22 protein-coding genes are annotated in these 26,775 nt (G+C 60.8%); all 22 read right to left on the reverse strand.

Features of this window, described 5'->3' with window-relative positions; all coding sequences use genetic code 11:
• Positions 1-135 precede the first annotated feature (135 nt).
• The 22 genes from nuoN to NMB39_RS11695 all read right to left on the reverse strand — a co-directional run bounded on the left by nuoN (position 136) and on the right by NMB39_RS11695 (position 26,376).
• Complete coding sequence (gene nuoN, locus NMB39_RS11590) at positions 136-1,599, reverse strand: NADH-quinone oxidoreductase subunit NuoN (protein ID WP_003192122.1); 1,464 nt, start codon at positions 1,597-1,599, stop codon at positions 136-138.
• Between the two features lie 7 nt (positions 1,600-1,606).
• Complete coding sequence (gene nuoM, locus NMB39_RS11595) at positions 1,607-3,139, reverse strand: NADH-quinone oxidoreductase subunit M (RefSeq protein ID WP_057024312.1); 1,533 nt, start codon at positions 3,137-3,139, stop codon at positions 1,607-1,609.
• 55 nt (positions 3,140-3,194) lie between these two features.
• The gene (gene nuoL, locus NMB39_RS11600) at positions 3,195-5,048 is read right to left on the reverse strand and encodes an NADH-quinone oxidoreductase subunit L (RefSeq protein WP_043046581.1); all 1,854 of its coding nucleotides are present in this window, start codon (positions 5,046-5,048) and stop codon (positions 3,195-3,197) included.
• A complete protein-coding gene (gene nuoK / locus NMB39_RS11605) occupies positions 5,045-5,353 on the reverse strand; it encodes an NADH-quinone oxidoreductase subunit NuoK (RefSeq protein WP_003174727.1) in 309 nt (102 codons plus the stop codon). The genes nuoL and nuoK overlap by 4 nt, the downstream gene beginning before the upstream one ends.
• Before the next feature lie 2 nt (positions 5,354-5,355).
• The gene (nuoJ, locus tag NMB39_RS11610; protein WP_057024313.1) at positions 5,356-5,859 is read right to left on the reverse strand and encodes an NADH-quinone oxidoreductase subunit J; all 504 of its coding nucleotides are present in this window, start codon (positions 5,857-5,859) and stop codon (positions 5,356-5,358) included.
• Positions 5,860-5,868: 9 nt separating this feature from the next.
• On the reverse strand, positions 5,869-6,417 hold the full coding sequence (gene nuoI / locus NMB39_RS11615; RefSeq protein ID WP_003174725.1) for an NADH-quinone oxidoreductase subunit NuoI: 549 nt from the start codon (positions 6,415-6,417) through the stop codon (positions 5,869-5,871).
• Between the two features lie 11 nt (positions 6,418-6,428).
• Entirely contained in the window at positions 6,429-7,436 is a 1,008-nt protein-coding gene (gene nuoH, locus NMB39_RS11620; RefSeq protein WP_057024314.1) for an NADH-quinone oxidoreductase subunit NuoH, read from the reverse strand.
• Positions 7,433-10,147: an NADH-quinone oxidoreductase subunit NuoG gene (gene nuoG / locus NMB39_RS11625; RefSeq protein WP_057024315.1), complete on the reverse strand. Its 2,715-nt coding sequence runs from the start codon at positions 10,145-10,147 to the stop codon at positions 7,433-7,435. The genes nuoH and nuoG overlap by 4 nt, the downstream gene beginning before the upstream one ends.
• 135 nt (positions 10,148-10,282) lie before the next feature.
• Complete coding sequence (nuoF, locus tag NMB39_RS11630) at positions 10,283-11,641, reverse strand: NADH-quinone oxidoreductase subunit NuoF (RefSeq protein WP_057024316.1); 1,359 nt, start codon at positions 11,639-11,641, stop codon at positions 10,283-10,285.
• On the reverse strand, positions 11,638-12,135 hold the full coding sequence (nuoE, locus tag NMB39_RS11635) for an NADH-quinone oxidoreductase subunit NuoE (protein ID WP_003232080.1): 498 nt from the start codon (positions 12,133-12,135) through the stop codon (positions 11,638-11,640). The genes nuoF and nuoE overlap by 4 nt, the downstream gene beginning before the upstream one ends.
• A 2-nt stretch (positions 12,136-12,137) precedes the next feature.
• Positions 12,138-13,922, reverse strand: coding sequence for an NADH-quinone oxidoreductase subunit C/D (gene nuoC, locus NMB39_RS11640; protein ID WP_057024317.1), 1,785 nt, complete (start codon positions 13,920-13,922; stop codon positions 12,138-12,140).
• A 72-nt stretch (positions 13,923-13,994) separates the two neighbouring features.
• On the reverse strand, positions 13,995-14,669 hold the full coding sequence (locus NMB39_RS11645) for a NuoB/complex I 20 kDa subunit family protein (protein ID WP_003174719.1): 675 nt from the start codon (positions 14,667-14,669) through the stop codon (positions 13,995-13,997).
• A gap of 10 nt (positions 14,670-14,679) precedes the next feature.
• Positions 14,680-15,093 (reverse strand): NADH-quinone oxidoreductase subunit A, encoded by a 414-nt coding sequence (locus tag NMB39_RS11650; protein ID WP_003219575.1) that lies wholly within the window; start codon positions 15,091-15,093, stop codon positions 14,680-14,682.
• Between the two features lie 638 nt (positions 15,094-15,731).
• The gene (gene aceA, locus NMB39_RS11655) at positions 15,732-17,057 is read right to left on the reverse strand and encodes an isocitrate lyase (protein WP_057024318.1); all 1,326 of its coding nucleotides are present in this window, start codon (positions 17,055-17,057) and stop codon (positions 15,732-15,734) included.
• Between the two features lie 494 nt (positions 17,058-17,551).
• On the reverse strand, positions 17,552-18,289 hold the full coding sequence (locus tag NMB39_RS11660; RefSeq protein ID WP_494339210.1) for a secretin N-terminal domain-containing protein: 738 nt from the start codon (positions 18,287-18,289) through the stop codon (positions 17,552-17,554).
• 228 nt (positions 18,290-18,517) lie between these two features.
• Positions 18,518-18,940 carry a GNAT family N-acetyltransferase gene (locus tag NMB39_RS11665; protein WP_494339209.1) on the reverse strand — a complete coding sequence of 141 codons (423 nt, stop codon included), beginning with the start codon at positions 18,938-18,940 and terminating at the stop codon, positions 18,518-18,520.
• Entirely contained in the window at positions 18,933-20,099 is a 1,167-nt protein-coding gene (locus NMB39_RS11670) for a ribosomal protein uL16 3-hydroxylase (RefSeq protein ID WP_057014617.1), read from the reverse strand. Before NMB39_RS11670 ends, NMB39_RS11665 begins: the two co-directional genes overlap by 8 nt.
• An 84-nt stretch (positions 20,100-20,183) precedes the next feature.
• Positions 20,184-21,554, reverse strand: a complete 1,371-nt coding sequence (gene purB, locus NMB39_RS11675) for an adenylosuccinate lyase (RefSeq protein ID WP_034120246.1) — start codon at positions 21,552-21,554, stop codon at positions 20,184-20,186.
• A gap of 125 nt (positions 21,555-21,679) precedes the next feature.
• Positions 21,680-22,303 carry a high frequency lysogenization protein HflD gene (gene hflD / locus NMB39_RS11680; protein WP_494339208.1) on the reverse strand — a complete coding sequence of 208 codons (624 nt, stop codon included), beginning with the start codon at positions 22,301-22,303 and terminating at the stop codon, positions 21,680-21,682.
• A complete protein-coding gene (gene mnmA, locus NMB39_RS11685; RefSeq protein ID WP_046068636.1) occupies positions 22,300-23,424 on the reverse strand; it encodes a tRNA 2-thiouridine(34) synthase MnmA in 1,125 nt (374 codons plus the stop codon). The genes hflD and mnmA overlap by 4 nt, the downstream gene beginning before the upstream one ends.
• A 59-nt stretch (positions 23,425-23,483) precedes the next feature.
• Positions 23,484-23,930 carry an NUDIX hydrolase gene (locus NMB39_RS11690; protein ID WP_494339207.1) on the reverse strand — a complete coding sequence of 149 codons (447 nt, stop codon included), beginning with the start codon at positions 23,928-23,930 and terminating at the stop codon, positions 23,484-23,486.
• A 220-nt stretch (positions 23,931-24,150) separates the two neighbouring features.
• The gene (locus NMB39_RS11695; protein ID WP_494339206.1) at positions 24,151-26,376 is read right to left on the reverse strand and encodes an NADP-dependent isocitrate dehydrogenase; all 2,226 of its coding nucleotides are present in this window, start codon (positions 26,374-26,376) and stop codon (positions 24,151-24,153) included.
• Positions 26,377-26,775 lie beyond the last annotated feature (399 nt).

Here is a 26,775-nt window from a genome sequence, read left to right on the forward strand (position 1 = left end):
TCATCGGGTAGATGCCGGATGAAGAGGCAGATCGAGGAGGAAAATTCAGCGAGCAGGGGAGGGGAAAAGCAGATCCTGGGAAACGCAAAACGGCGCCCAAAGGCGCCGTTCTGTTGACTGCATCAACCTAAGCGATCAAACCCCCAGCACCGCATGCTGCACCAAGGTGAGCAACGGTTGTGGGTACACGCCCAGGAAGAACGCGAGCAGGGCGATGGCCAGCAGCATCACGCCGCCTGCCTTCTGTTCCCAATGCAACTCGGCATCCACACGGCGCAGGTTGGGCTCGATCAGGTACAGGGTGACCATCACGCGCAGGTAGTAGAACACGCCGATGGCGCTGCCCAGCACCAGCGATGCTACCAACCACCACTCGTGGGCTTCGACACCCGTGGCGACAATGTAGAACTTGCCGATAAAGCCCGCAGTCAGCGGGATACCAGCCAGGGACAGCATCATTACGGTCAGCACGGCAGTCAGGTACGGACGGCGCCAGAACAGGCCGCGGTATTCGTACAGGGCGTCGGCGTCACGGCCTTTGTAAGGCGAGGACATCAGCGTGATCACACCGAAGGCGCCAAGGCTGGTGATCACGTAGGTGACCAGGTACACGCCAATGGCTTCCACGGCCAGGCCCTTGCTCGCCACCAGGGCGATCAGCAGGTAGCCGAAGTGGGCGATGGACGAGTAACCCAGCAGACGCTTGAGGTTGTTCTGGGTCAGCGCCAGCAGGTTACCGAACAGGATCGACGCAATGGCGATCACGGTCAGCACGTTGCTCAGCACCCCAGTGTTGGCAGCAGGCGAGATCTGGAACAGACGCACCATTACCGCAAATACCGCTACCTTCGACGCAGTCGCCAGGAACGCAGCCACTGGCGCCGGGGCGCCTTCGTACACGTCCGGGGTCCACAGGTGGAAGGGTACCAGGGAGAGCTTGAACGCCAGGCCGATCAGCATCATCGCCAGGCCCAGCTGGGCAATCGGCGCCGGGCTGTTGGTGGCGGCCAGGGCGTGGCCGATACCGGTGAAGCTCAGGCTGCCGGCTTCGGCGTAGAGCAGGGCCATACCGAACAACAGGAACGCGGAACCGGCGGCCGACAGCACCATGTACTTGATGCCGGCTTCCAGGGAGCGCTTGTTGAAGAAGGCGTAGGCCACCAGGCCGTAGGTCGGGATCGACAGCAGTTCCAGGCCGATGAACAAGCCGGCCAGGTGCTGCGCGCTGACCAGCACGATACCGCCGGCCGCAGCCAGCAGGATCAGCAGGTACAACTCTTCCTTGTTACCTGGGTAACCGGTGCCGCCTTCGCCGAGGTAGGCGTGGGCGAGGGTCACGCACGCCAGGGTCGCCACCAGGATCAGGGCGATGTACAGCAGCGCGAAGTCATCGACCATCATCAGCGGGGTCACCGCCAATGGCGCGACCTTGAGGGCCGGAATGATCGACAGCAGGGCCAGGTTCAAACCGGCACAGGACAGCAGGAACGTTTGCGAGTGATTGCGGCGCCAGGCGATCGCCAGCATCACCACCACAATGGTGAGGCTGGTGATCAGCAGCGGCGCAAGCGCGATAAAGTGTTGGATCGTGAATTCCATAGCGCTCTTACCGGGCCGAAGCGAGTTGAGAGAAGGCGGTGCCGAACCACTGCTGCACGCCATGCATCGTTGCGGCAGAAGTGTCCAGGAACGGCTGCGGGTATACGCCGATGAAGATCAGCAATACCGCAAGGCCGAGCACCATGATCAGTTCGCGGGCATCCATACCGTGCAGCACGGTGTCCGACTTGGCCGGGCCGAAATACGCGCGGTGGATCATGATCAGCGAGTAGACCGAACCGAACACCAGGCCGGACGTGGCGATGGCGCTGATCCATGGCGTCTGCACGAAGGCCCCCATCAGGATCAGGAACTCGCCGATGAAGTTACCGGTACCCGGCAAGCCCAGGGACGCCGCGGCGAAGAACAGGCTGATCGCCGGCAGGTATGCGATGCGCGACCACACGCCACCCATCTCACGCATGTCACGGGTGTGCAGGCGTTCGTACAGCTGACCACTGAGGATAAACAGGGCAGCCGCCGAAACACCGTGGGCCAACATCTGGATCACCGCGCCTTGCAGCGCCAGCTGGCTGCCGGAGTAGATGCCGATCAGTACGAAGCCCATGTGGGAAACGGACGAGAAGGCAATCAGACGCTTGATGTCGGTTTGCGCGAAGGCCAGGAACGCACCGTAGAAGATCCCGATCAGACCCAGGGTCATGGCGATCGGCGCAAACTCGGCCGAGGCATTCGGGAACAGCGGCAGGGCGAAACGCAACAGGCCGTAGGCCGCCGTCTTCAGCAGGATACCAGCCAGGTCCACGGAGCCGGCAGTCGGCGCCTGGGCGTGGGCGTCAGGCAACCAGGAGTGGAACGGCACCACCGGCAGCTTCACCGCGAAGGCGATGAAGAAGCCGAGCATCAGGATGTACTCGGTGGTCAGCGACATCTTGGTCTTCAACAGGTCGGCGTAGTTGAAGGTAATCACGCCAGTATTGTTGAAGTTGACCAGCACCAGGCCCAGGATCGCCACCAACATGATCAGGCCGGACGCCTGGGTGAAGATGAAGAACTTGGTCGCCGCGTAGATCCGGGTTTTCTTGCCGTCCGAAGAACTGTGACCCCAGAGCGCGATGAGGAAGTACATCGGCACCAGCATCATTTCCCAGAAGAAGAAGAACATGAACAGGTCCAGCGCCAGAAACACGCCGACAACGCCGCCCAGGATCCACATCAGGTTCAGGTGGAAGAAGCCCACGTGACGCTGGATCTCTTTCCAGGAGCAGAGTACCGAGAGGATACCCAGCAGGCCGGTCAGCAGGATCATCAACAGCGACAGGCCGTCGAGGGCCAGGTGCACGTTGATGCCAAAGCGCTGGATCCACACGTGCTTGAATTCAAGCGCGAAAGTCGGATCGACACCCGGTGCCGGAGCAAATGAATAGTCGCCATGGGCCCACAGCCAGAGGCCGAGTGCGAGTTCCAGGGACATGGTCAGCAACGCAATCCAGCGGGGGAGGGTGGCGCCGAAGCGTTCACCCATCCAGCAGAGCAGGCCGCCGATAAAGGGGATCAGGATTAGCCAGGGCAGAATCATGACGGGCTCGTTTCCTTTCGCAAGTTCGCAAAGTACGCAGTGCACTTAAACATAGTCAGACCGCTACCACGACGATGGCGCCGATCACCAGCACGGCACCCGCCGCCATGGATGCTGCATACCAACGCAGTTGGCCAGTCTCGCTGCGGCTCAGGGCTGTGTGACCAGCCTTGGCGGCGCGCGGGATCAAACCGATGGTCTGGTCGAGCGGGTCTTTGCGCAGTACATGGCTGATGGCGAGGTATGGCTTGACGAACAGTTTGTCGTAGATCCAATCGAAGCCCCAGGCAGCGAACCACCAGGCCGACAGGAAGCGCCCGATGCCACTGTTGGCCACGGCGGTCACGAAGCGACGCTTGCCGAGGAACAGCAGGGCTGCCAGCAGGATACCGGCGATGGCAATGGCGCCCGAGGCGATTTCCAGGCTGTGCTTGTCTGCGCCGCCGGCATGGCCAACGCTTTCTGGCAATACGCCGGCCAGTGGTGGAGTGATCATGGCGCCGATGAAGGTCGACAGGATGATCAGCACCGACAGTGGCAGCCAGTGGGAGATGCCGTGGCCTGCGTGCGCTTCGGTCTTGGCTTCACCGTGGAAGGTGATGAAGATCAGGCGGAAGGTGTACAGCGAGGTCATGAATGCACCCACCAGGCCTGCGTACAGCAGGTTCTGGTTACCGCTGGCAAAGGCTTCCCAGAGGATTTCATCCTTGGAGTAGAAGCCGGCGGTCACCAGCGGCAGGGCGGCCAGGGCGGCACCACCGACGATGAAGCTGGCGTAGGCCAGTGGCAGTTTCTTCCACAGGCCACCCATCTTGAAGATGTTCTGCTCGTGGTGGCAGGCGACGATCACCGCACCGGAGGCGAGGAACAGCAGGGCCTTGAAGAACGCGTGGGTCATCAGGTGGAAGATCGCCGCGTCCCAGGCGCCAACGCCCAGGGCCAGGAACATGTAGCCGATCTGGCTCATGGTCGAGTAGGCGAGGATACGCTTGATGTCGGTCTGCACCAGCGCGGCGAAGCCGGCCAGTACCAGGGTCACGCCGCCGACGATGCCTACAAGATGCAGGATATCCGGCGCCAGGGTGAACAGGCCGTGGGTACGGGCGATCAGGTAGACACCGGCGGTCACCATGGTTGCGGCGTGGATCAGTGCCGACACCGGGGTCGGGCCGGCCATCGCATCCGCCAGCCAGGTCTGCAGCGGCAGTTGCGCGGATTTACCCACGGCGCCGCCCAGCAGCATCAGGGTCGCCAGGGTGATCCAGAAGTCGCCGACCTGGAATTTCTGCGGTGCCAGCACCAGCAGTTCCTGGATGTTCAGTGTGCCCACCTGTTGGAACAGGATAAACAGGCCGATGGCCATGAAAACGTCGCCGATGCGGGTGACGATGAAGGCCTTGAGTGCCGCGTTACCGTTGTTGCGGTTGCTGTAGTAGAAACCGATCAACAGGTACGAGCACAGGCCCACGCCTTCCCAGCCGAAGTACAGGAACAACAGGTTATCGCCCAGCACCAGGAACAGCATGCTGGCGATAAACAGGTTGGTGTACGAGAAGAAGCGCGAGTAACCGGCTTCACCGCGCATGTACCAGGACGCGAACAGGTGGATCAGGAAGCCCACACCGACCACCACGCCGAGCATGGTGATCGACAGGCCGTCGATGTAGAGGGCGAAGTTGGGCTTGAAGCCCTCCACCGACATCCACTGCCACAGCACCAGGGTGTAGTGACCGCCTTCGGGCGGTGCGACGTTGAATTGCCAGATGACGTAGGCGGCCACGATGGCCGACAGGCCAATGGAGCCCACGCCGACCAGGGCCGAGAGGTTTTCCGACCAGCGCCCGCGAGAGAACGACAGCAGCAGGAAACCGATCAGGGGGAATACGAAAGTCAGAAAGATCATGTTCATCCGCGCATCTCACTGGCAGCGTCGATATCAAGCGTATGGAAGCGACGATACAGTTGCAGCAGGATCGCCAGGCCAATACTGGCCTCTGCGGCTGCCAGGCTGATCACCAGGATGAACATCACTTGTCCATCCGGCTGGCCCCAACGTGCACCGGCAACGATGAACGCCAGTGCCGCGGCGTTCATCATGATTTCCAGGCTCATCAACACGAACAGAATGTTACGGCGCACCATCAGGCCGACCAGGCCAAGGCAGAACAGGATGCCGGCGACCGCCAGACCATGCTCCAAAGGGATAGCAGGCATCGTCATTGCTCCTTGGCTTCGTTGCGGCCCAAGTGGAAGGCGGTGATGGCTGCGGCTAGCAGTAGCATCGAAGCCAGTTCGACCACCAGCAGGTACGGGCCGAACAGGCTGATGCCCACGGCTTTCGCGTCCACGGTGGTGTGGCCGATGGCCTGGCCGCTCTGGTGAGCGAACAGCACATACAGCAGTTCACCCAGCAGCAGCGCTGCGAGAACAACCGGGCCGAGCCAGATGCCGGGCTTGAGCCAGACGCGTTCCTGAGCCACCGAAGCCGGCCCGAGGTTGAGCATCATCACCACAAACACGAACAGCACCATGATGGCGCCGGCGTAGGCAATCACTTCCAGTACACCGGCGAACGGTGCGCCGAGGCTGAAAAAGGTCATGGCCACGGCGATCAGCGAAATGATCAGGTAGAGCAGGGCGTGCACGGGGTTGGTGTTGGTGATCACGCGAAGCGTGGCCACCACTGCAATACCCGATGCGAAATAGAAAGCGAATTCCATCTTTCTTCCTTAAGGCAGCAAGCTCTTCACGTTGATCGGCTCGGCTTCGTTTTGTGCGGCGCCCTTCGGCTTACCGGCAACGGCCATACCTGCAACACGATAGAAGTTGTAATCAGGGTTTTTACCGGGACCAGAGATCAGCAGATCTTCTTTCTCGTACACCAGGTCCTGACGTTTGAACTCGGCCATCTCGAAATCCGGTGTGAGCTGGATCGCGGTGGTCGGGCAAGCTTCCTCGCAGAGGCCGCAGAAAATGCAGCGCGAGAAGTTGATACGGAAGAAGTCCGGGTACCAGCGACCGTCTTCGGTTTCAGCTTTCTGCAGGGAGATGCAACCCACCGGGCACGCCACGGCGCACAGGTTGCAGGCTACGCAACGCTCTTCGCCGTCGGGGTCTCGGGTCAGTACGATGCGGCCGCGATAGCGCGGCGGCAGGTACACCGCTTCTTCGGGGTATTGCAGGGTGTCGCGTTTGCGAAAGCCGTGACCGAACACCATCACCAGGCTTCGCAACTGGGTACCGGTACCCTTAACGATGTCGCCAATATATTTGAACATGGGTCAAATCCTCACTGAACCGCGGCAGCAGGCGTGTTCAACAACACGACGGCAGCCGTCACCAGCAAATTGATCAGGGTCAGCGGCAGGCAGAATCTCCAGCTGAAATCCATCACCTGGTCATAGCGTGGGCGCGGAATCGAGGCGCGCAGCAGGATGAACAGCATGATGAAGAACGCGGTCTTCAAGAAGAACCAGAAGAAGGCCAACTGCGGCAGGATGCCGAACGGACCGTGCCATCCGCCGAAGAACAGCGTGACCAGCAGGGCCGAGATCAAGATGATGCCGATGTACTCACCGACGAAGAACATGCCCCACTTCATGCCGGCATATTCAATGTGGTAACCGTCGGCCAGTTCCTGTTCCGCTTCCGGCTGGTCGAACGGGTGACGGTGAGTCACGGCCACGCCAGCGATGAAGAAGGTACAGAAGCCAAAGAACTGCGGAATGATGAACCACAGGTTCTGCGCCTGGTACTCGACGATGTCGCGCATGTTGAACGAACCAACCTGCACCACGATGCCCATCAGTGCCAACCCCATGAACACTTCATAGGATACGGTTTGCGCCGAGGCACGCAAGCTGCCCAGCAGGGCGAACTTGTTGTTGCTCGACCAACCGGCGAACAGCACCGCGTACACCGACAAACCGGCCATGGCGAAGAAGAACAGCAGGCCGATGTTCAGGTCCGCCACACCCCAGGTCGGGGTGATCGGGATGATCGCGAAGGCGACCAGCAAGGCGCTCATGGCCACCACCGGTGCCAGGGTGAAGATCACCTTGTCGGCAAACGGCGGGGTCCAGTCTTCCTTGAAGAACATTTTCAGCATGTCGGCCGCGATCTGGAACATGCCGAATGGGCCAACGCGGTTCGGACCGTAGCGGTCCTGCCACCAGCCCAGCAGGCGACGCTCGACGAAGCTGAGCAGGGCGCCCGCGACGACCACGGCCAACAGGATCACGATGGCCTTGACCACCGAGATGATCACGTCAATTACTTCCGGCGTGAACCAAGTCATTGCGCTGCCTCCTGCAGACCGTCAACGGTTTTGCCGAAAATGGCAGGCGGAATACCGGCGAGGCCTTTAGGCAGTGCAACCAGGCCGGCACCCAGCTCGTCATTGATACGCAGCGGCAGGCGCAAGGTCTGGCCGGCCACGTTAAGGCTGAGCAGCGCACCGTCGTTGACGCCCAGGCGGTCGGCTTCGGACTTGGCCAGCGACACGTAGGCCGCAGGAATGCGCTCCTGCACCGGTGCGGCCTTGGAAGAGGTCTCCTCGCTGCCAAACAGGTGGAAGAACGGCACGACCTGCCAAGTGCCCGGGGCTGGGTTGAACGGACGCGGTACCGCAGCGAACCAGTTCAGCGAGTCACCGGTGCTTTCGATCAGGCGGGTGCCCGGGTCGCCAGCACGGATGTGACCACCGACTTCGTCCTGGAACTTGTTCCAGGCCTGCGGCGAGTTCCAGCCCGGCGACCAGGCAAACGGCACCTGCTGACGCGGCTCGGTCGACCCCGAATAACCTTCCATGGAGAAGGCGAAAGCGGTGTCGATGTCTTGTGGGGTACGCGGTTCGTGCACGCTGATATCAGCACGCATGGCGGTACGCCCCGAGTAGCGCAGCGGTTCACGGGCCAGTTTCAGGCCCTTGATACGGAACGCGGCGGACGGCGCGGCGTCGACGATGCGAGCCAACTGCGGCGCGCTCGCAGCGGTGGCTGCGGTGACGTGGTCGAGCTGGGTCCAGTCAATCGGCTGGTTCAGCAGGGTGGCGCGCAGGGCATGCAGCCAGCGCCAGCCTTCGTGCACCAGGATGCTGGCATCCATGTATTTCGGATCGAACACCTGGAAGAAGCGCTGGGCGCGGCCTTCCTGGCTGACCAGGGTACCGTCGCCTTCGGCGAAGGTGGCGGCTGGCAGCACCAGGTCGGCACGCTCGCTGGTAGCGGTCTTCTGGTGGTCGGCCACGATCAGCACCTTGGCGGCGTTCAGCGCAGCGTCAACCTTGGCGGCGTCGGTGCGGGTGTACAGGTCGTTTTCCAGCACCACGATGGCGTCAGCGCTGCCGTCGGTCACCGCTTGCAGGGCGGCGTCCAGGGACTCGCCACCGAGCATGGCCAGGCCGAGGCTGTTGGCTTCCGGCACGACCAGGCTGATGGAGCCGTTCTTGTCGCGCAGCTTCAGGGCTTTGGCGATGTTGGCAGCCGCTTCGATCAGCGCCTTGGAACCCAGGGAGGTGCCGGCAATGATCAAGGGACGCTTGGCCGCCAGCAGGGCGTCGGCGATGCGCTGGGCCAGTTCGACGGCTTCGGTGTCCAGGCCGTCGACAGCAGGCGCGCTGGCGTCGAGGGCGTGGGCCACGGCGAAACCGATACGGGCCAGGTCGTCAGGTGCTGCGTGGACGCATTCTTCGGCGATGTCGTCGAGCTTGGTTTCAGCCAGGGAAGCGATAAACAGCGGGTTCAGCGCGTGCTGGCCGATGTTTTTCACCGCGGCATCGAGCCACGGCTGCACGCGCATGGCGTCGGCCATCTCTTCGGCCTTGCCCTTGACCGACTGGCGCAGCGACAGGGCGATGCGAGCGGCGGTCTGGGTCAGGTCTTCACCGAGCACGAAGATGGCATCGTGGTCTTCGATGTCGCGCATGTTCGGCACTGGCAGCGGGCTGTCATTCAGCACTTGCAGGACCAGGCGGATACGCTCCAGTTCACCGGCTTCGATGCCGCAATAGAAGTGCTCGGCGCCGACCAGCTCGCGCAAGGCGAAGTTGCTTTCGAGGCTGGCACGCGGCGAACCGATACCGACGATGTTGCGCCCGCGCAGCAGGTCGGCGGCTTTATCCAGCGCCGCGTCCAGGCTCAGCTTGGCGCCATCGGCCAGCAGTGGCTGGCGTGGACGGTCTTCGCGGTTGACGTAGCCATAGCCGAAACGGCCACGGTCGCACAGGAAGTACTGGTTGACCGAACCATTGAAGCGGTTTTCGATGCGACGCAATTCACCGTAGCGCTCGCCCGGCGAGATGTTGCACCCGCTGGAGCAGCCATGGCAGATGCTCGGTGCGAACTGCATGTCCCACTTACGGTTGTAGCGCTCGGAGTGGGTCTTGTCGGTGAACACACCGGTCGGGCAGACCTCGGTGAGGTTGCCTGAGAACTCGCTCTCGAGCACGCCGTCTTCAACGCGACCGAAGTACACGTTGTCGTGGGCGCCGAACACACCAAGGTCGGTGCCGCCGGCGTAGTCTTTATAGAAGCGCACGCAGCGGTAGCAGGCGATGCAGCGGTTCATCTCGTGGGAAATGAACGGGCCGAGGTCCTGGTTCTGGTGGGTACGCTTGGTGAAGCGATAACGGCGCTCGTTGTGGCCGGTCATCACTGTCATGTCTTGCAGGTGGCAGTGACCGCCTTCCTCACAGACCGGACAGTCGTGGGGGTGGTTGGTCATCAGCCATTCGACAACGCTGGCGCGGAACGCCTTGGACTCTTCATCGTCGATGGAGATCCAGGTGTTGTCGGTGGCTGGGGTCATGCAGGACATGACGATACGACCACGGGTGTCGTTCTCGTCGGTGTATTGCTTGACCGCACACTGGCGACAGGCACCGACGCTACCGAGCGCGGGGTGCCAGCAGAAATACGGGATATCGAGGCCGAGTGACAGACATGCCTGTAACAGGTTGTCCGCCCCATCGACTTCGAGCGCTTTGCCGTCTACGTGGATAGTGGCCATGGTTCAAAGTTCTTCGTTGGCCCGTTGTCAGCGGGCGTGGCTAATGGAATCTTGTTATTCATATGCATCTACACAGCCATCAAGGCGTCAGCACATGAGAAAGCCGCAGGCGCAAGCCCTTGGCTTTTTTAAGCTCTACGCACCGACCATGGTCGGCGATACCACCTGAGTGAGTTCGCCCGCGCGGGTTGGCGCGATGCCGGCCTCGAATTCAGGGCGGAAGTATTTGATTGCGCTGCCCAATGGCTCCACGGCGCCCGGTGCGTGAGCACAGAAGGTCTTGCCCGGGCCGAGGAAACCGACCAGGCCCAGCAGGGTCTCGATATCACCCTCGCGACCTTCGCCGTTTTCCAGGGCCATCAGCAGCTTGACGCTCCACGGCAGGCCGTCACGGCATGGGGTGCAGAAGCCGCAGGATTCACGGGCAAAGAACTGCTCCATGTTGCGCAGCAGCGAGACCATGTTCACCGTGTTGTCCACCGCCATCGCCAGGCCGGTACCCATGCGGGTGCCGACCTTGCCGATGCCGCCGGCATACATTTGTGCGTCCAGATGCTCGGGGAGCAGGAAGCCGGTGCCGGCGCCGCCTGGCTGCCAGGCTTTCAAGGTGTAGCCGTCGCGCATGCCGCCGGCGTAGTCCTCGAACAGCTCGCGGGCGGTCACGCCGAACGGCAGTTCCCACAGGCCAGGGTTCTTGACCTTGCCGGAGAAGCCCATGAGCTTGGTGCCCATGTCTTCGCTGCCTTCACGGGCCAGGGATTTGTACCAGTCCACGCCGTCGGCGATGATCGCCGGCACGTTGCACAGGGTCTCGACGTTGTTCACGCAGGTCGGCTTGCCCCACACGCCAACGGCGGCAGGGAAGGGCGGCTTGGAGCGCGGGTTGGCACGGCGGCCTTCGAGGGAGTTGATCAGTGCGGTTTCTTCACCGCAGATATAACGCCCGGCGCCGGTGTGCACGAACAGTTCGAAGTCAAAACCGGAACCGAGGATGTTCTTGCCCAACAGCCCTGCGGCCTTGGCTTCTGCCACGGCACGGTTGAGGTGTTTGGCGGCGGTGGTGTATTCGCCGCGCAGGAAGATGTAGCCCCGGTAGGTTTTCAGCGCACGGGCGCTGATCAGCATGCCTTCGATCAGCAGATGGGGCAGTTGCTCCATCAGCATGCGGTCTTTCCAGGTGTTGGGCTCCATTTCATCCGCGTTGCACAGCAGGTAGCGAATATTGATGGATTCGTCTTTGGGCATCAGCCCCCACTTCACGCCCGTGGGGAAGCCAGCACCGCCGCGGCCTTTGAGGCCCGCGTCTTTCACGGTCTGGACGATATCGTCCTGGGCCATGTCGGCGAAGGCTTTGCGCGCTGCAGCGTAACCGTTCTTGGCCTGGTATTCGTCGAGCCATACCGGCTCGCCGTCGTCACGCAGGCGCCAGGTCAGCGGGTGAGTCTCGGCCGAACGCTTGATCAGGTTGGCCGGGCCGAAGGAAGTCAGGGTCATGGGTAGCCCTCGAGCAATTGGGTCACGCCAGCAGGCTGCACGTCACCGAATGTGTCGTCGTCGATCATCAACGCCGGCGCCTTGTCACAGTTGCCCAGGCAGCACACCGGCAGCAGCGTGAAGCGGCCGTCTGCGGTGGTCTGGCCGAGGCCGATGCCCAGCTTGGCCTGGATCTCGCTGACCACGGACTCGTGGCCACCGATGTAGCAGACCATGCTGTCGCACACGCGGATGATGTGGCGGCCAACCGGCTGGCGGAAGATCTGGCTGTAGAACGTGGCCACGCCTTCAACATCGCTGGCCGGGATGCCGAGGATCTCGCCGATGGCGTAGAGGGCGCCATCTGGCACCCAGCCACGTTCCTTCTGCACGATCTTCAAGGCTTCGATCGACGCCGCGCGCGGATCTTCATAGTGATGCAGCTCGTGCTCGATGGCCGAGCGCTCGGTTTCACTCAAGGTGAAACGGTCTGTCTGGATAAGCGTGCTGTTCATGCTTAGCGGTCCACGTCGGCCATAACGAAATCGATACTACCCAGGTACGCAATCAAGTCCGCGACCATCTCGCCTTTGATCACCGAAGGGATCTGCTGCAAGTGCGGGAAGCTTGGGGTGCGAATCCGGGTGCGGTAGCTCATGGTGCCGCCATCGCTCGTCAGGTAATAACTATTGATACCCTTGGTCGCTTCAATCATCTGGAAGGACTCGTTGGCCGGCATCACCGGGCCCCACGAGACTTGCAGGAAGTGCGTGATCAGGGTTTCGATGTGCTGCAGCGTGCGCTCTTTGGGCGGCGGCGTGGTCAGCGGGTGATCCGCCTTGTACGGACCTGCCGGCATGTTGCGCATGCACTGCTCGATGATCTTCAGGCTCTGGCGCATTTCTTCGACGCGCACGATGCAACGGTCGTAGGCATCGCCATTGGCCGCCAGCGGCACTTCGAACTCGAAGTTCTCGTAGCCGGAGTACGGGCGCGCCTTGCGCAGGTCGAAGTCGCAACCGGTTGAACGCAGGCCGGCACCGGTGACGCCCCACTCCAGGGCTTCCTTGGTGTTGTACTGCGCGACGCCGATGGTGCGGCCCTTGAGGATGCTGTTGTCCAGGGCGGCTTTCTGGTATTCGTCCAGACGCTTGGGCATCCAGTCGATGAATTCCTTGACCAGGCGCTCCCAGCCGTTGGGCAGGTCGTGGGCCACGCCGCCGATGCGGTACCAGGCCGGGTGCAGGCGGAAACCGGTGATGGCTTCGATAACCTTGTAGGCGCGCTGACGGTCGGTGAAGGTGAAGAACACCGGGGTCATGGCGCCGACGTCCTGGATATAGGTACCCAGGAACAGCAGGTGGCTGGTGATGCGGAAGAACTCGGCCATCATGATGCGGATGGTATCGACGCGGTCCGGCACCTTGATACCGGCCAGCTTCTCCACCGAGAGCACGTACGGCAGGTTGTTCATCACGCCGCCGAGGTAGTCGATACGATCGGTGTAGGGGATGAAGCTGTGCCACGACTGGCGCTCGGCCATCTTCTCGGCACCACGGTGGTGGTAGCCGATGTCCGGCACGCAGTCGACGATTTCTTCGCCGTCCAGTTGCAGGATGATACGGAACGCACCGTGGGCCGAAGGGTGGTTCGGGCCCAGGTTGAGGAACATGTAGTCCTCGTTGGTGCCGGAACGCTTCATGCCCCAGTCTTCCGGACGGAAGCGCGCCGCTTCTTCTTCAAGCTGCTGCTTGGCCAGGGTCAGGCTGAACGGGTCGAATTCGGTTGCGCGGGCAGGGTAGTCCTTGCGCAGCGGGTGACCTTCCCAGGTCGGCGGCATCATGATGCGCGTCAGGTGCGGGTGGCCGGGGAAGTCGATGCCGAACATGTCCCAGACTTCGCGCTCGTACCAGCTGGCGTTGGGCCAGATACCGGTCACGGTCGGAACACTGAGATCGTTTTCGCTCAGGGCGACCTTGATCATCACGTCACTGTTACGTTCCAGCGACATCAAGTGGTAGAACACGGTGAAATCGGCGCCGCTCGGCAGCCCCTGGCGCTTGGTGCGCAGACGCTCGTCCACGCCATGCAGGTCATAGAGCATGACGTACGGCTTGGGCAGGTTGCGCAGGAAGGTCAGGACTTCGACAAGCCTGGCACGCGCCACCCACAGCACCGGCATGCCGGTGCGTGTGGCCTGGGCGGTGAAGGCGTCAGGGCCAAAACGGTTATTGAGTTCGACAACCACGTCCTGGTCGTCTGCCTTATAAGGCGGGATGTACAGAGCACTGCCTGTAGTCATGGTTTTTTATCGCTTTCGGTCAACGTAAAGAATGAAGCCAGGTTTTCGTTCTATAACAGAAGCGGGTCTGGATCAGACTTCGTCGGGGCTGCGCAGGTTGGTGACTGCGATTCGCTGTTCGCGGCGCTGTTCCTTTTGGGACGGCATCTCGGCGCGGTACACGCCTTGATCGCCGACGACCCAGGAAAGCGGGCGACGCTCCTTGCCAATCGATTCCTGCAACAGCATCAAGCCTTGCAGGAATGCCTCGGGGCGGGGCGGGCAGCCAGGCACGTAGACGTCCACGGGCAGGAACTTGTCCACCCCTTGAACGACGGAGTAGATGTCGTACATGCCACCGGAGTTGGCGCACGAACCCATGGAAATAACCCATTTCGGCTCGAGCATTTGCTCATAGAGACGCTGGATGATCGGCGCCATCTTGATGAAGCAGGTACCGGCAATAACCATGAAATCCGCCTGGCGCGGTGATGCCCGGATCACTTCGGCGCCAAAGCGCGCGATGTCGTGGGGCGCCGTGAAGGCGGTGGTCATTTCCACGTAGCAGCACGAAAGGCCGAAGTTGTACGGCCACAGGGAGTTTTTACGCCCCCAGTTGACCGCGCCACTCAGCACGTCTTCCAGCTTGCCCATGTAGATGTTCTTGTGGACTTGGTCTTCTAACGGGTCGGAAACGGTTTCCCGTTCGCCGATGGGGTACTGCTCGTTAGGAGCATCCGGGTCGATCCTGGTGAGATTGTATTGCATTGCCAAAGCCTCATTGTTTCAGCTTCGCCTGCCGCTTGCGACGAGCTTCCGGAGCCCAGTCAAGGGCGCCCACTCGGAACAGGTAGACAAGACCTGCCAACAGAATTGCTATGAAAACGAGAGCTTCGACGAATCCGGTCCAGCCGCTTTCGCGGACGGACACAGACCAGGCAAAGAGAAAGAGGGCTTCGATATCGAAGATCACGAACAGCATCGCGACCAGATAGAATTTGGCTGAGAGCCGCAAGCGGGCGCCACCTGTAGGTAGCATGCCGGACTCGAACGGTTCGTTTTTGCTGCGGCCCCAGGCTTTTGACCCGAGGAGGCTGGAGACGCCGAGCATGAAGGCGCAAAGGCCGACAACACCGAGGAGGAAAATGGCAAAGCCCCAGTTGTGGGCCATGAGTCCTGTCGCTTCGGTCATGCTGGAAATCCTTAACAGAGAGCAAAGGTCTCTGAGCTCGAAAAAGTAACGATGCAGTGACGATATGTCGCACTGCAATCAATCGCGGTGATTTTATGGCTAAACACCGGGCAAGTAAAATTCCTGGGGTGAAATTATTCGGTGGAATAAGCACATAGTGCACCTTCTTGGGGCTGTAGCCCTTGTGGTATGGGCATTAGCGAGCTTTTCATCAATTATGTTTTGTTTAAGCGGTAACGAAGTTTTCAAGCGCTAAATGATAATGAATATTGTTTGCGTGGGGGTTTAAGCGATTGTTTCTCATGTGGCGGGGGAAGTTGCCGTTACTTGGTTGAGTGCCGCTTAGTTGCCGCAACGGTTCTTTTAACCGATTTGATGTGCGCGGATACCGCTCTGGATCAATGTTTTGCGCAAAATTCCTTGTGGGAGGGGGCTTGCTCCCGATAGCTGAGTATCAGCCAACCCAGCTGTTGCTGATCCACCGCTATCGGGAGCAAGCCCCCTCCCACATTTGGTCCGCAGTGCATCGGTAGGTTTTTGTGCAGGCAAAAAAACGCCCCGAACCAGTCGGGGCGTGATTGCTGTGCGGCACTGCGGTTAGGTCTTCCGTGGGGCCGCAGTGGCCGTGTACGCGGTACTTAGTGGAACTGATCTTCTTCGGTCGAACCGGTCAGCGCGGTCACCGACGAAGTGCCGCCCTGGATCACGGTGGTCATGTCGTCGAAGTAACCGGTGCCCACTTCCTGCTGGTGCGCCACGAAGGTATAGCCTTTGGCGGCGTCCGCGAACTCCTGCTCTTGCAGCTTCACGTAGGCAGTCATGTCGTTACGGGCGTAGTCGTGCGCCAGGTTGAACATGCTGTGCCACATGTTGTGAATGCCGGCCAGGGTAATGAACTGGTGCTTGTAGCCCATTGCCGACAGTTCGCGTTGGAACTTGGCGATGGTCGCGTCGTCCAGGTTCTTCTTCCAGTTGAAGGAAGGCGAGCAGTTGTAGGACAGCAATTGGTCCGGGTATTCTTTCTTGATCGCTTCGGCAAAGCGACGGGCTTCGTCCAGGTCCGGCTTGGCGGTTTCGCACCAGATCAGGTCGGCGTACGGCGCGTAGGCCAGGCCGCGGGCAATGGCCTGGTCGAGGCCGGCGCGGACTTTATAGAAGCCTTCCTGAGTACGCTCGCCAGTCACGAACGGTTTGTCGTACGGATCGCAATCCGAAGTCAGCAGGTCAGCGGCGTTGGCATCGGTGCGGGCCAGGATGATGGTCGGTGTACCGGCAACGTCAGCGGCCAAACGGGCTGCGGTCAGCTTTTGTACGGCTTCCTGGGTCGGTACCAGTACCTTGCCACCCATGTGGCCGCATTTCTTCACTGACGCAAGCTGGTCTTCGAAGTGCACGCCGGCAGCACCGGCCTCGATCATGCTCTTCATCAGTTCGTAGGCGTTCAGTACGCCGCCGAAGCCGGCTTCGGCGTCAGCCACGATGGGGGCGAAGTAGTCGATGTAGCCTTCATCACCTGGGTTCTTGCCGGCTTTCCACTGGATCTGGTCGGCACGACGGAACGAGTTGTTGATGCGCTTGACTACGGTCGGCACGGAGTCCACCGGGTACAGCGATTGGTCGGGGTACATGGATTCAGCGGAGTTGTTATCCGCTGCCACTTGCCAGCCGGACAGGTAGATCGCCTGGATACCGGCTTTTACCTGTTGTACTGCCTGGCCGCCAGTGAGGGCGCCCATGCAGTTGACGAAATCTTTGTCGGGACGGAAGGACGGCTTGGCACCTTGGGTGACCAGGTTCCACAGCTTCTCGGCGCCGAGTTTTGCAAAGGTGTGCTCAGGTTGGATCGAGCCACGCAGGCGGACGACGTCAGCAGCGGAATAAGCGCGGGTCACGCCTTTCCAGCGTGGGTTTTCAGCCCAGTCTTTTTCAAGGGCTGCAATTTGCTGTTCGCGTGTCAGTGCCATGGGGAAAAACCTCGTCGCATAGGTCTAGGTGGAGAATTCCATTTGCCAGCCACGGATTGAATGCGTGGTGATGGCTGCTCGCTGACCAGAAGCTCAGGTGGTCAAGCCGGGCTTGGCGGGGAAGGCGACGGGATGAACGAGTGGCTCAAGGCGGAATTGAGCAGGTAAAGGCGAACTGCGAACGGTCTTCGGGCGTCGTGGGCCTTTGTACGATCCATCAGTGCGTAGCCGGGTTACCTGGTTAGCTTCCGTCCCTCGGGACAACTTCGTTCCAGTCGCAACCTCGTCAAACACGCCTTGTGGGCGGTACAGACACGAATCGGCTCGGGTGGGTAGCTTGGAGCGGCGATCCGAAGGCCCTTGCCAGGGCCCCTGATTAGCGGGAGCGAGGCCATCATGCCCATGCTTTTTTGGATCGTCAAATGTTTTGTAGTGCTTTTTTTCAGGCACTACATCTTTAGTCTCATACGACTCATCAGTCAGTTTTCGGTGCTTCAGTTCAGGGTGTCGACCTTGACCCGCAAAGTCAGGTCATCGCGGCCCTGAGTAGAATAGTTGCGGGTTGTAGAGGATTTATCGGCCTGAGTCTCACGATTGATGCCCGCCAGCGTGATCCATTCGCCCAGGCGCCCGCTGACGGTTGTGTCGGTACTCTGCACGTTCACTACATCGGGACGTTCCTGGCTCATGCGGTCACGGTTGGTACTGATGGCCAGGTGTACGGTCTCACCGGTGACGCTGGCGGTCACGTAGAAACCCTGGGTGACGTTGCGATACTGGGTCTGGTTCTGCAGGCGGCCGTAGCTGTCCTGTTGGGTGGTGGTCAGCGGTACGCTCTGGCCAACCTGGATCAACGCCGGCACGCCTTCGCTGGCCTGGATCTGCTGGACGCCGCCATCGCGGCTGGCGGTGCCGTAGCTGATGATGCGGGTCTGGCTGTCGCCGCTGTTCTGCTGATTGTTTTCGTTGGTGTCGACGGTGATCAGCAGACGCTTGGCCGGTGTGTCCAATTGTGAGAGCAAGGTGCGTAAGCCTTCAATCTTGTCGGGCTGTGCATTGACGATCAACTGGTTGCCGTAGGCGCTGACAGTGCCGTCCTTGCCGATGAAATTCTGGGCTACAGGCAGCAGGTCGGCGCTGGTGCGGTTGCTCAGGTTGACGACTTGGGTGTCGGCCATGGCCGAAACGCTGGCGGTCAGGAGTAGGGCGGTGAGCAGGGTGCGTAGGGACATGTCCGTTATCTCTGCGAGTCATTTGCTTGATAGTGCCAGTTTGTCGGCCTGGTGGGTCGCAAGTTGAATCGTAGACGGCAAAATGCCCTGGCAGGCAGGGCATTGTTGGTGTTGCTGAAATAGCTATCGGGGGCAAGCCCCCTCCCACATTTTGACCGCATTCCAAAGGAGGGACTCAGTCAAATGTGGGAGGGGGCTTGCTCCCGATATAGGCGACGCGGTCGTGAGTCAGCCCTCGCGCACCATATCCACATGCGGAATCCCGACTTCAAGAAACTCATCACTGACGATCTTGAAACCCAGCCGCTCATAAAACGGCGCCGCATACACCTGCGCACTGAGGAACTGCCGGGTCTGGCCACGACCTTCTGCCACGCCAATCACCGCTTCCATCAGCTTGTCGCCCACCTTCAAGCCACGCCAATCCTTGAGCACCGACACGCGACCAATCTCCCCGCTGGGCAGCAGGCGCGCGGTACCAATTGGAAAGTCGCCTTCAAATGCGAGGAAATGCATGGCGCCAGCGTCGTCCGCGTCCCACTCAAGCTCGGCCGGAACCGATTGTTCAGCGATAAATACCGCTTCACGAATGCGCCGAATCTCGGCGATATCCTTTTGCCAGTCCGCGACACTTACGTGAATCTTATTCATCCGCAAACCCCAGGCTGCCTTGCTTGACCAGTTCGCACAGCAGGTCGCGGCCATCTTCGTCCGCCAACCAGTCGCCGAGGTTCTCGCTGTGCAACGCATCAGCCGAGCACACCAGCTTCAGCAGCTCACGCAGCTTGCCTGGCAGGTAACGGCTCTGGCCACTGGCAAATAGCAGTACATCATCATCGACTTCGGACCAAGCCAGGCGAGCGCTTGGGTTGCGCACCAGGATCGCGCCGTCTTGCAGGCTGCTGATGAAATCCTCTTCGCCCAGTTCTTCGCCGGCTACCAGTTCGGGATAGCGCGGTTCGGTCATGAACTGGCCGAACCAGGTCAACAGCATGCGCTCGTCGCTCATGTGCTCGGCCAAAAGGCCCTTGAGTCGGTCGAGGGCGTCGCCCTGGATCTGGTGCGGGTCGCTGACCGGCTGGGCGTCGGCGTCGGTGTAGCGCTCTTCATCCGTCAGGTACTGGCTGAGGAAGTCGGTGAAGTGGGTCAGCACTTCAGCGGCGCTTGGGGCACGGAAGCCCACCGAGTAAGTCATGCAGTCATCTTCGGCAATGCCGAAATGAGCGAGGCGCGGTGGCAGGTAGAGCATGTCGCCCGGTTCCAGCACCCATTCGGCGGTCTCTTCGAATTCGGCCAGGATGCGCAGGTCGGCGTGTTGCAGCAGTGGGCTTTCGGAGCTGCACATCTGGCCGATCTTCCAGTTGCGCTTGCCTTGGGCCTGCAGCAGGAACACGTCATAGTTGTCGAAGTGCGGGCCGACGCTGCCACCCGGCGCGGCGAAGCTGATCATCACATCGTCGATGCGCCAGCTCGGCAGGAAGCGGAAGTGCTCCAGCAGTTCCGCTACTTCCGGCACGAACTGGTCAACCGCTTGCACCAGCAAGGTCCACTCACGCTCAGGCAGGGTGCTGAAGGCGTCTTCGGCGAACGGGCCGCGACGCAGTTCCCACGGGCGTTCGCCGTGTTCGATGACCAGGCGCGACTCGACTTCTTCTTCCAGGGCTAAACCTGCCAGTTCGTCGGCGTCGATCGGGCTTTCGAAATCAGGGATGGCCTGGCGGATCAGCAGCGGCTTTTTCTGCCAGTAGTCGCGCAGGAATTCCCGTGCCGTGATGCCGCCCAGAAGTTGAAGAGGAATATCAGGATTCATGTGTAACCTATTGAAAAAAAGCACTTTTCAGACTGGAATAAAAACGCCCGGCGCGGCCGGGCGTCTCAAAGGGGCTTGCTTGAATCAGATGCGCTTGGCTTGCTCTACAGCGTTACCGATGTAGTTGGCCGGGGTGAGCAGTTTCAGCTCAGCCTTGGCCGCGGCTGGCATGTCCAGGCCGTCAATGAAAGTTTGCAGTGCTTCGGGGCTGATGCCCTTGCCGCGCGTCAACTCTTTGAGTTTCTCGTAGGGGTTTTCGATGTTGTAGCGGCGCATCACGGTCTGGATCGGCTCGGCCAATACTTCCCAGCAGGCGTCCAGGTCAGCGGCGATCTTCTGTTCGTTGAGTTCAAGCTTGCTGATGCCCTTGAGGCTGGCTTCGTACGCGATCACGCTATGAGCGAAGCCCACGCCGAGGTTGCGCAATACGGTGGAGTCGGTCAGGTCGCGCTGCCAGCGGGAGATCGGCAACTTGCTGGCCAGGTGCTGGAACAGGGCGTTGGCGATGCCGAGGTTGCCTTCGGAGTTTTCGAAGTCGATCGGGTTGACCTTGTGCGGCATGGTCGACGATCCGATTTCACCGGCAATGGTGCGCTGCTTGAAATAGCCTAGGGAGATGTAGCCCCAGATATCGCGATCGAAGTCGATCAGGATGGTGTTGAAGCGCGCAATGGCGTCGAACAGCTCGGCGATGTAGTCGTGGGGTTCGATCTGCGTGGTGTATGGGTTGAAGCCCAGGCCCAGCTCGTCTTCGATGAAGGCGCGGGCGTTGGCTTCCCAATCGATCTCAGGGTAGGCCGAGAGGTGGGCGTTGTAGTTGCCTACGGCGCCGTTGATCTTGCCCAGCAAAGGCACGGCGGCGACCTGGGCGATCTGGCGCTCCAGGCGGTACACCACGTTGGCCAGTTCCTTGCCCAGGGTGGTCGGCGACGCCGGCTGGCCATGGGTGCGCGACAGCATCGGCACGGCGGCGAAACGGATCGCCAGCTCACGGATGGCTTCGGCAGTCTGGCGCATCAGGGGCAGCATGACGTCATCGCGGCCTTCGCGCAGCATCAGGGCGTGGGACAGGTTGTTGATGTCCTCGCTGGTGCAGGCAAAGTGGATGAACTCGCTGACCTGGGCCAGTTCCGGCAGTTTGGCCGCTTGCTCCTTGAGCAGGTATTCGATGGCCTTGACGTCGTGGTTGGTGGTGCGCTCGATCTCTTTCACACGCTCGGCGTGCTCCAGGGAGAAGTTTTCCGCCAGGGTATTCAATACAGCGTTAGCTTCGGCCGAAAATGCCGGCACTTCGCTGATGGCGGGGTGAGCGGCCAGGCGCTGGAGCCAGCGCACTTCAACCAGAACGCGGGCACGGATCAGGCCGTATTCGCTGAAAATAGGGCGCAGGGCCTGGGTTTTGCCGGCGTAGCGGCCGTCAACAGGGGAAACCGCAGTGAGCGAAGAGAGCTGCATGGGGTGTTCTCGGACAGTCGGGCAACGAAATGGGGCGCGTATCATACATGAAAAAATCCGCCGGTCCGTTGCCAACTGACCGGCGTATTACGCGTAACGGCTTGAAAAGGGCCTGTCGCTGCGACTTATTCGTTGCGCATCAACGGGTAAAGCTCTTTGAGCAATTTGCGCCGGCTGATCACCAACTGCCAGCGATGACCGCCCAACTGCCGCCACAACCGCGCCGAGCGAATACCCGCCAGGAGCAGTGCGCGGATTTTCGAGGCATTGTTGGGTTGTTGCAGGTTGCGCATGTCGCCGTGCACCTGAATACGTTGGCGCAAGGTGCTTAAGGTGTCCTGGTACAACGCGCCACAGGCAGCGATCACGTTTTCGTGGGCCGGGCCGAAGTGTTCCACCTGGGACTGGATTTGCGGCAGGCGCTTGCCGATGGCTTCGAGCATGTCGTCACGCTTGGCCAGTTGGCGCTCAAGACCGAGCATCGACAAGGCATAGCGCAATGGCTCGCGCTGCAAGGTACTGGGGTCGCGTTCGAGGGCGCCGATCAGTGCGCGATAACCTTCGCGCAACGCCAGGTCGTCACCGCCGTAGACCTCCAGGGTGTCCTTGGGGTCGCGGATCAGCAGGCTGCCGAGCATGCAGGCCAGGCCGGCTTCGGTGACCTGGCCGGTCTTGGCGATCTTGTCCACCAGCACGGCGGCGAGAAAGACCCCGCCGAGTGCGGTCAATTGCTCCTGGGTCGGGCTCATGCCGGGCTGCTCCAGGCTTGCGCGACTTCGATCACGCCGCCGCCCAGGCAGATTTCGCCGTCATAGAACACCACGGATTGGCCTGGGGTGACCGCGCGTTGCGGGTCATCGAAGGTGGCGCGGTAGCCCGTGGCGGTTTTTTCCAGGGTGCAGGGCTGGTCGCTCTGGCGATAGCGTACCTTGGCGGTCAGGCGGCGCGGCGTGCTCAAGTCGATCGGGTTGACCCAATAGATCTCGGAAGCGAGCAGGGCGCCGGAGAACAGCAGTGGGTGCTCGTTGCCCTGGCCGACGATCAGCACATTGTTTTCCAGGTCCTTGACCAGCACGTACCACGGCTCTTCGCCGGCGTCTTTCAGGCCGCCGATGCCCAGGCCCTGGCGCTGGCCGATGGTGTGGTACATCAGGCCGTGGTGGCGGCCGATCACTTCACCTTCGGTGGTCTTGATTTCACCCGGCTGCGCCGGCAGGTACTGCTTGAGGAAGTCGCTGAAGCGGCGCTCGCCGATAAAGCAGATACCGGTGGAATCTTTCTTCTTGGCGGTGGCCAGGCCGTGTTTCTCGGCAATCTTGCGTACTTCGGGCTTTTCCAGTTCGCCCACCGGGAACAGGGTCTTGGCGATCTGTTCACCGCCGACGGCGTGCAGGAAGTAGCTCTGGTCCTTGTTCGGGTCCAGGCCCTTGAGCAGTTCGGTGCGGCCATCGATATCGCGACGGCGCACGTAGTGGCCAGTGGCAATCAGGTCGGCGCCGAGCATCATCGCGTAGTCAAGGAACGCCTTGAACTTGATCTCGCGGTTGCACAGGATGTCCGGGTTCGGTGTGCGCCCGGCCTTGTATTCGGCCAGGAAGTGTTCGAACACGTTGTCCCAATACTCCGCTGCGAAGTTGGCGGTGTGCAGCTTGATACCGATCTTGTCGCACACGGCCTGGGCGTCCGCCAGGTCGTCCATGGCGGTGCAATATTCCGTTCCATCGTCTTCTTCCCAGTTCTTCATGAACAGGCCTTCCACCTCATAACCCTGCTCCATGAGCAGAACGGCGGAAACGGAAGAATCCACGCCGCCGGACATGCCGACGATGACGCGCTTCTTTTGTGTGTCAGAAGGGGCTGGATCACGCATAGGGTTTCAACGGGTGTCTTGAAAAAGGACGCGATTCTATCAGGCCCGGGCCGCTAAGGCTAAAGAGAAGGGCGGATCAATTCGAGACTGTGGCTGTGGCCTGCCAGATAATCATCGATGCAGCGGATGATCAGCTCGCTGCGCCAGTCATCGCGCATGGCCATCAGCTCGTCACGGGTCATCCAGCGGGCGCGGAGGATGCCGTCGTCGAGTTTATAGCCTGGGTGGTGTTTCAGCGCTTTGGCGATAAAGCAGACCCGTTGATAGGTCACGCCGTTGCTGGGGGCAGTGTAGAGGTAGATGCCGACGATGCCGGTGGCTTCGACATCCCAGCCGGTTTCCTCGAGGGTCTCGCGCACGGCGGCTTCGGTCAGGGTTTCGTTCGGGTCCAGGTGGCCGGCGGGCTGATTGAGCACGGCGCGGCCGCCCTTGAGTTCATCGACCATCAGGAAACGGCCGTTGTCTTCGACGATGGTGGCGACGGTGATGTGGGGGAGCCAGGTCATGGGATGCCTCGATTCAGGACGCAGTGCGTCTTACAGCAGGATTACAGTCAGTATGGGAGGGGGCTTGCCCCCGATGAGAGAGGGTCAGTAAATACATCTGGGGCTGACCCACTGCCATCGGGAGCAAGCCCCCTCCCACATTTTTATCCGGTTTCTACAGTTGAATGGTAGAAACAGAAACCCCGGCACTGGGCCGGGGCTTCTTTGCAGCTTTACAACCTTACTTCAACTTGGCAATCGCCGCATTCAAGGTGTTGCTTGGGCGCATGGCCTTGCTGGTCAGCTCCGGGTTCGGCGCGTAATAGCCGCCGATGTCCACGGGCTTGCCCTGTACGGCGTTGAGCTCGGCAACGATGGTTGCCTCGTTCGCGGCCAGGGTCTGGGCCAGTTCGCCGAACTGCGCTTGCAGTGCAGTGTCTTCGGTCTGGGCGGCCAGGGCTTGTGCCCAGTACAGCGCGAGGTAGAAGTGGCTGCCGCGGTTGTCGATGTTGCCGACTTTGCGCGATGGCGACTTGTTGTTGTCGAGGAACTGGCCGGTGGCCTGGTCCAGGGTCTTGGACAGTACCAGCGCTTTGGGGTTGTTGTAGGTCACACCCAGGTGCTCAAGGGATGCGGCCAGGGCCAGGAACTCGCCCAGGGAATCCCAGCGCAGGAAGTTTTCTTCCAGCAGTTGCTGCACGTGCTTCGGCGCCGAACCGCCAGCGCCGGTTTCGAACAGGCCGCCGCCGTTCATCAGCGGCACGATCGACAGCATCTTGGCGCTGGTGCCCAGTTCCATGATCGGGAACAGGTCGGTCAGATAGTCGCGCAGTACGTTACCGGTCACCGAGATGGTGTCCAGGCCCTTGCGGGTGCGCTCCAGGGTGAACCTCATCGCGTCGACCGGGGCCATGATGCGGATGTCCAGGCCTTCGGTGTTGTGATCTTTCAGGTACGCCTGGACTTTCTCGACCACCACGCCGTCGTGGGCGCGCTGAGGGTCCAGCCAGAAGATGGCCGGGGTGTTGCTGGCGCGGGCACGGTTGACGGCGAGCTTGACCCAGTCCTGGATCGGCGCGTCCTTGGTCTGGCACATGCGGAAGATGTCGCCGGCTTCGACTTTCTGTTCCATCAGCAGGTTGCCCTGGCTGTCGGTGACGCGGACGACGCCGTCGGCCTTGATCTGGAAGGTCTTGTCGTGGGAACCGTACTCTTCGGCTTTCTTGGCCATCAGGCCAACGTTTGGCACGCTGCCCATGGTGGTCGGGTCGAAGGCGCCATTGGCCTTGCAGTCTTCGATGACCGCCTGGTAGATGGTGGCGTAGCAGCGATCCGGGATCACCGCCTTGGTATCGTGCAGCTGGCCGTCAGTGCCCCACATCTTGCCGGAGTCACGGATCATGGCGGGCATCGAGGCGTCGACGATGACGTCGCTCGGCACGTGCAGGTTGGTGATGCCTTTGTCGGAGTTGACCATCGCCAGGGCAGGGCGAGCGGCGTACACCGCCTGGATGTCAGCTTCGATCTGCGCTTGCTGGTCGGCCGGCAGCGCCTTGATGCGGGCGTACAGGTCGCCGATGCCGTTGTTCAGGTTGAAGCCGATCTGCTCCAGCACCGCAGCGTGCTTGCTCAGGGCGTCTTTGTAGAACTCGGCAACGATCTGGCCGAACATGATCGGGTCGGAGACCTTCATCATGGTGGCTTTGAGGTGAACCGACAGCAGCACGCCTTGTTTCTTGGCGTCTTCGATTTCAGCGGCGATGAAGCTGCGCAGGGCTTTTTTGCTCAGCACGGCGGTGTCGATGATTTCGCCGGCCTGGACGCTGGTCTTTTCCTTCAGCACGGTGGTGGTGCCGTCCTGGGCAACCAGCGCAATTTTGACAGCATCAGCGGCTTCGATCTGCACGGCTTTTTCGCTGCCGTAGAAGTCGCCATTGCTCATGTGGGCGATATGCGACTTGGAGTCGGCAGCCCAGGCGCCCATCTTGTGCGGGTGCTTGCGTGCATAGTTCTTGACCGACAGTGGTGCGCGGCGGTCGGAGTTGCCTTCGCGCAGGATCGGGTTCACGGCGCTGCCCTTGACCTTGTCGTAACGTGCACGGGTTTCTTTTTCCGCGTCGGTGGTTACGGTTTCAGGGTAGTCCGGCAGGGCATAGCCCTGGGCCTGCAGTTCCTTGATCGCGGCTTGCAGCTGCGGGGTCGAGGCACTGATGTTCGGCAGCTTGATGATGTTGGCTTCAGGTGTAACGGCCAGGTCGCCCAGTTCGGCGAGGTGGTCCGGGATAGCCTTGTCGCCCAGTTGCTCGGGGAAGCTTGCGAGGATGCGCCCTGCGAGGGAAATGTCGCGGGTTTCCACGGCAATATCAGCGGAAGCGGTGAAGGCCTCTACGATAGGCAGCAGTGAATAGGTGGCGAGGGCTGGGGCTTCGTCGGTGAAGGTGTAGATGATCTTCGAGCGGGTGGGCATATTCGGATTAACTCTCTTCTTTGCTGAAAGCGTGCGCAGAAACTCGAGATGCGCCGGGTGGAGCGCGTTCGTTCAAGTCATCCATGAGCGAAAGGTCGAGGTTTCTTCGCGGTGATGTTGGGTTGCATCAGTCGAGCGTCAAGCGGGTGGACTATTGTATTAGTCCTGCTTTGCAGCGGAGGGCCATGTTCTAGAGCGGTCCGCCGTCGTGACTCTTTGGTCAGCGGCGGCATTATACATAGGTCGCTATGCTTACGCCGAGCCTTCATACAAAAGGCGGGTCGCCCATTGGTCTAAAGGTCGCAGGTGCCGGGTTACGCCTAAAGTCGCACGTTGTGCTCAGGATTGGCACTTTTCCCTTTGATTTCAGGCTTGTAGGCGACAAATTATGCTGTTTTC

The sequence above is a fragment of the Pseudomonas sp. FBCC-B545 genome, assembly GCF_059134095.1.

Bases quoted from the DNA above. Each gene is read 5' to 3' on its own strand.
- nuoJ (WP_057024313.1), bottom strand. From the start codon at position 5,859: ATGGAATTCGCTTTCTATTTCGCATCGGGTATTGCAGTGGTGGCCACG.
- NMB39_RS11645 (WP_003174719.1), bottom strand. From the start codon at position 14,669: ATGCAATACAATCTCACCAGGATCGACCCGGATGCTCCTAACGAGCAG.
- NMB39_RS11695 (WP_494339206.1), bottom strand. From the start codon at position 26,376: ATGCCCACCCGCTCGAAGATCATCTACACCTTCACCGACGAAGCCCCA.
- nuoG (WP_057024315.1), bottom strand. From the start codon at position 10,147: ATGGCCACTATCCACGTAGACGGCAAAGCGCTCGAAGTCGATGGGGCG.
- NMB39_RS11660 (WP_494339210.1), bottom strand. From the start codon at position 18,289: ATGTCCCTACGCACCCTGCTCACCGCCCTACTCCTGACCGCCAGCGTT.
- nuoI (WP_003174725.1), bottom strand. From the start codon at position 6,417: ATGTTCAAATATATTGGCGACATCGTTAAGGGTACCGGTACCCAGTTG.
- nuoN (WP_003192122.1), bottom strand. From the start codon at position 1,599: ATGGAATTCACGATCCAACACTTTATCGCGCTTGCGCCGCTGCTGATC.
- nuoH (WP_057024314.1), bottom strand. From the start codon at position 7,436: ATGACTTGGTTCACGCCGGAAGTAATTGACGTGATCATCTCGGTGGTC.
- mnmA (WP_046068636.1), bottom strand. From the start codon at position 23,424: ATGCGTGATCCAGCCCCTTCTGACACACAAAAGAAGCGCGTCATCGTC.
- nuoF (WP_057024316.1), bottom strand. From the start codon at position 11,641: ATGACCCTGACTTCCTTCGGCCCGGCCAACCTGATCAAGCGTTCGGCC.
- purB (WP_034120246.1), bottom strand. From the start codon at position 21,554: ATGCAGCTCTCTTCGCTCACTGCGGTTTCCCCTGTTGACGGCCGCTAC.
- NMB39_RS11690 (WP_494339207.1), bottom strand. From the start codon at position 23,930: ATGACCTGGCTCCCCCACATCACCGTCGCCACCATCGTCGAAGACAAC.
- nuoM (WP_057024312.1), bottom strand. From the start codon at position 3,139: ATGATTCTGCCCTGGCTAATCCTGATCCCCTTTATCGGCGGCCTGCTC.
- nuoK (WP_003174727.1), bottom strand. From the start codon at position 5,353: ATGCCTGCTATCCCTTTGGAGCATGGTCTGGCGGTCGCCGGCATCCTG.
- nuoL (WP_043046581.1), bottom strand. From the start codon at position 5,048: ATGAACATGATCTTTCTGACTTTCGTATTCCCCCTGATCGGTTTCCTG.
- NMB39_RS11650 (WP_003219575.1), bottom strand. From the start codon at position 15,093: ATGACCGAAGCGACAGGACTCATGGCCCACAACTGGGGCTTTGCCATT.
- NMB39_RS11665 (WP_494339209.1), bottom strand. From the start codon at position 18,940: ATGAATAAGATTCACGTAAGTGTCGCGGACTGGCAAAAGGATATCGCC.
- NMB39_RS11670 (WP_057014617.1), bottom strand. From the start codon at position 20,099: ATGAATCCTGATATTCCTCTTCAACTTCTGGGCGGCATCACGGCACGG.
- aceA (WP_057024318.1), bottom strand. From the start codon at position 17,057: ATGGCACTGACACGCGAACAGCAAATTGCAGCCCTTGAAAAAGACTGG.
- nuoE (WP_003232080.1), bottom strand. From the start codon at position 12,135: ATGAACAGCACGCTTATCCAGACAGACCGTTTCACCTTGAGTGAAACC.
- hflD (WP_494339208.1), bottom strand. From the start codon at position 22,303: ATGAGCCCGACCCAGGAGCAATTGACCGCACTCGGCGGGGTCTTTCTC.
- nuoC (WP_057024317.1), bottom strand. From the start codon at position 13,922: ATGACTACAGGCAGTGCTCTGTACATCCCGCCTTATAAGGCAGACGAC.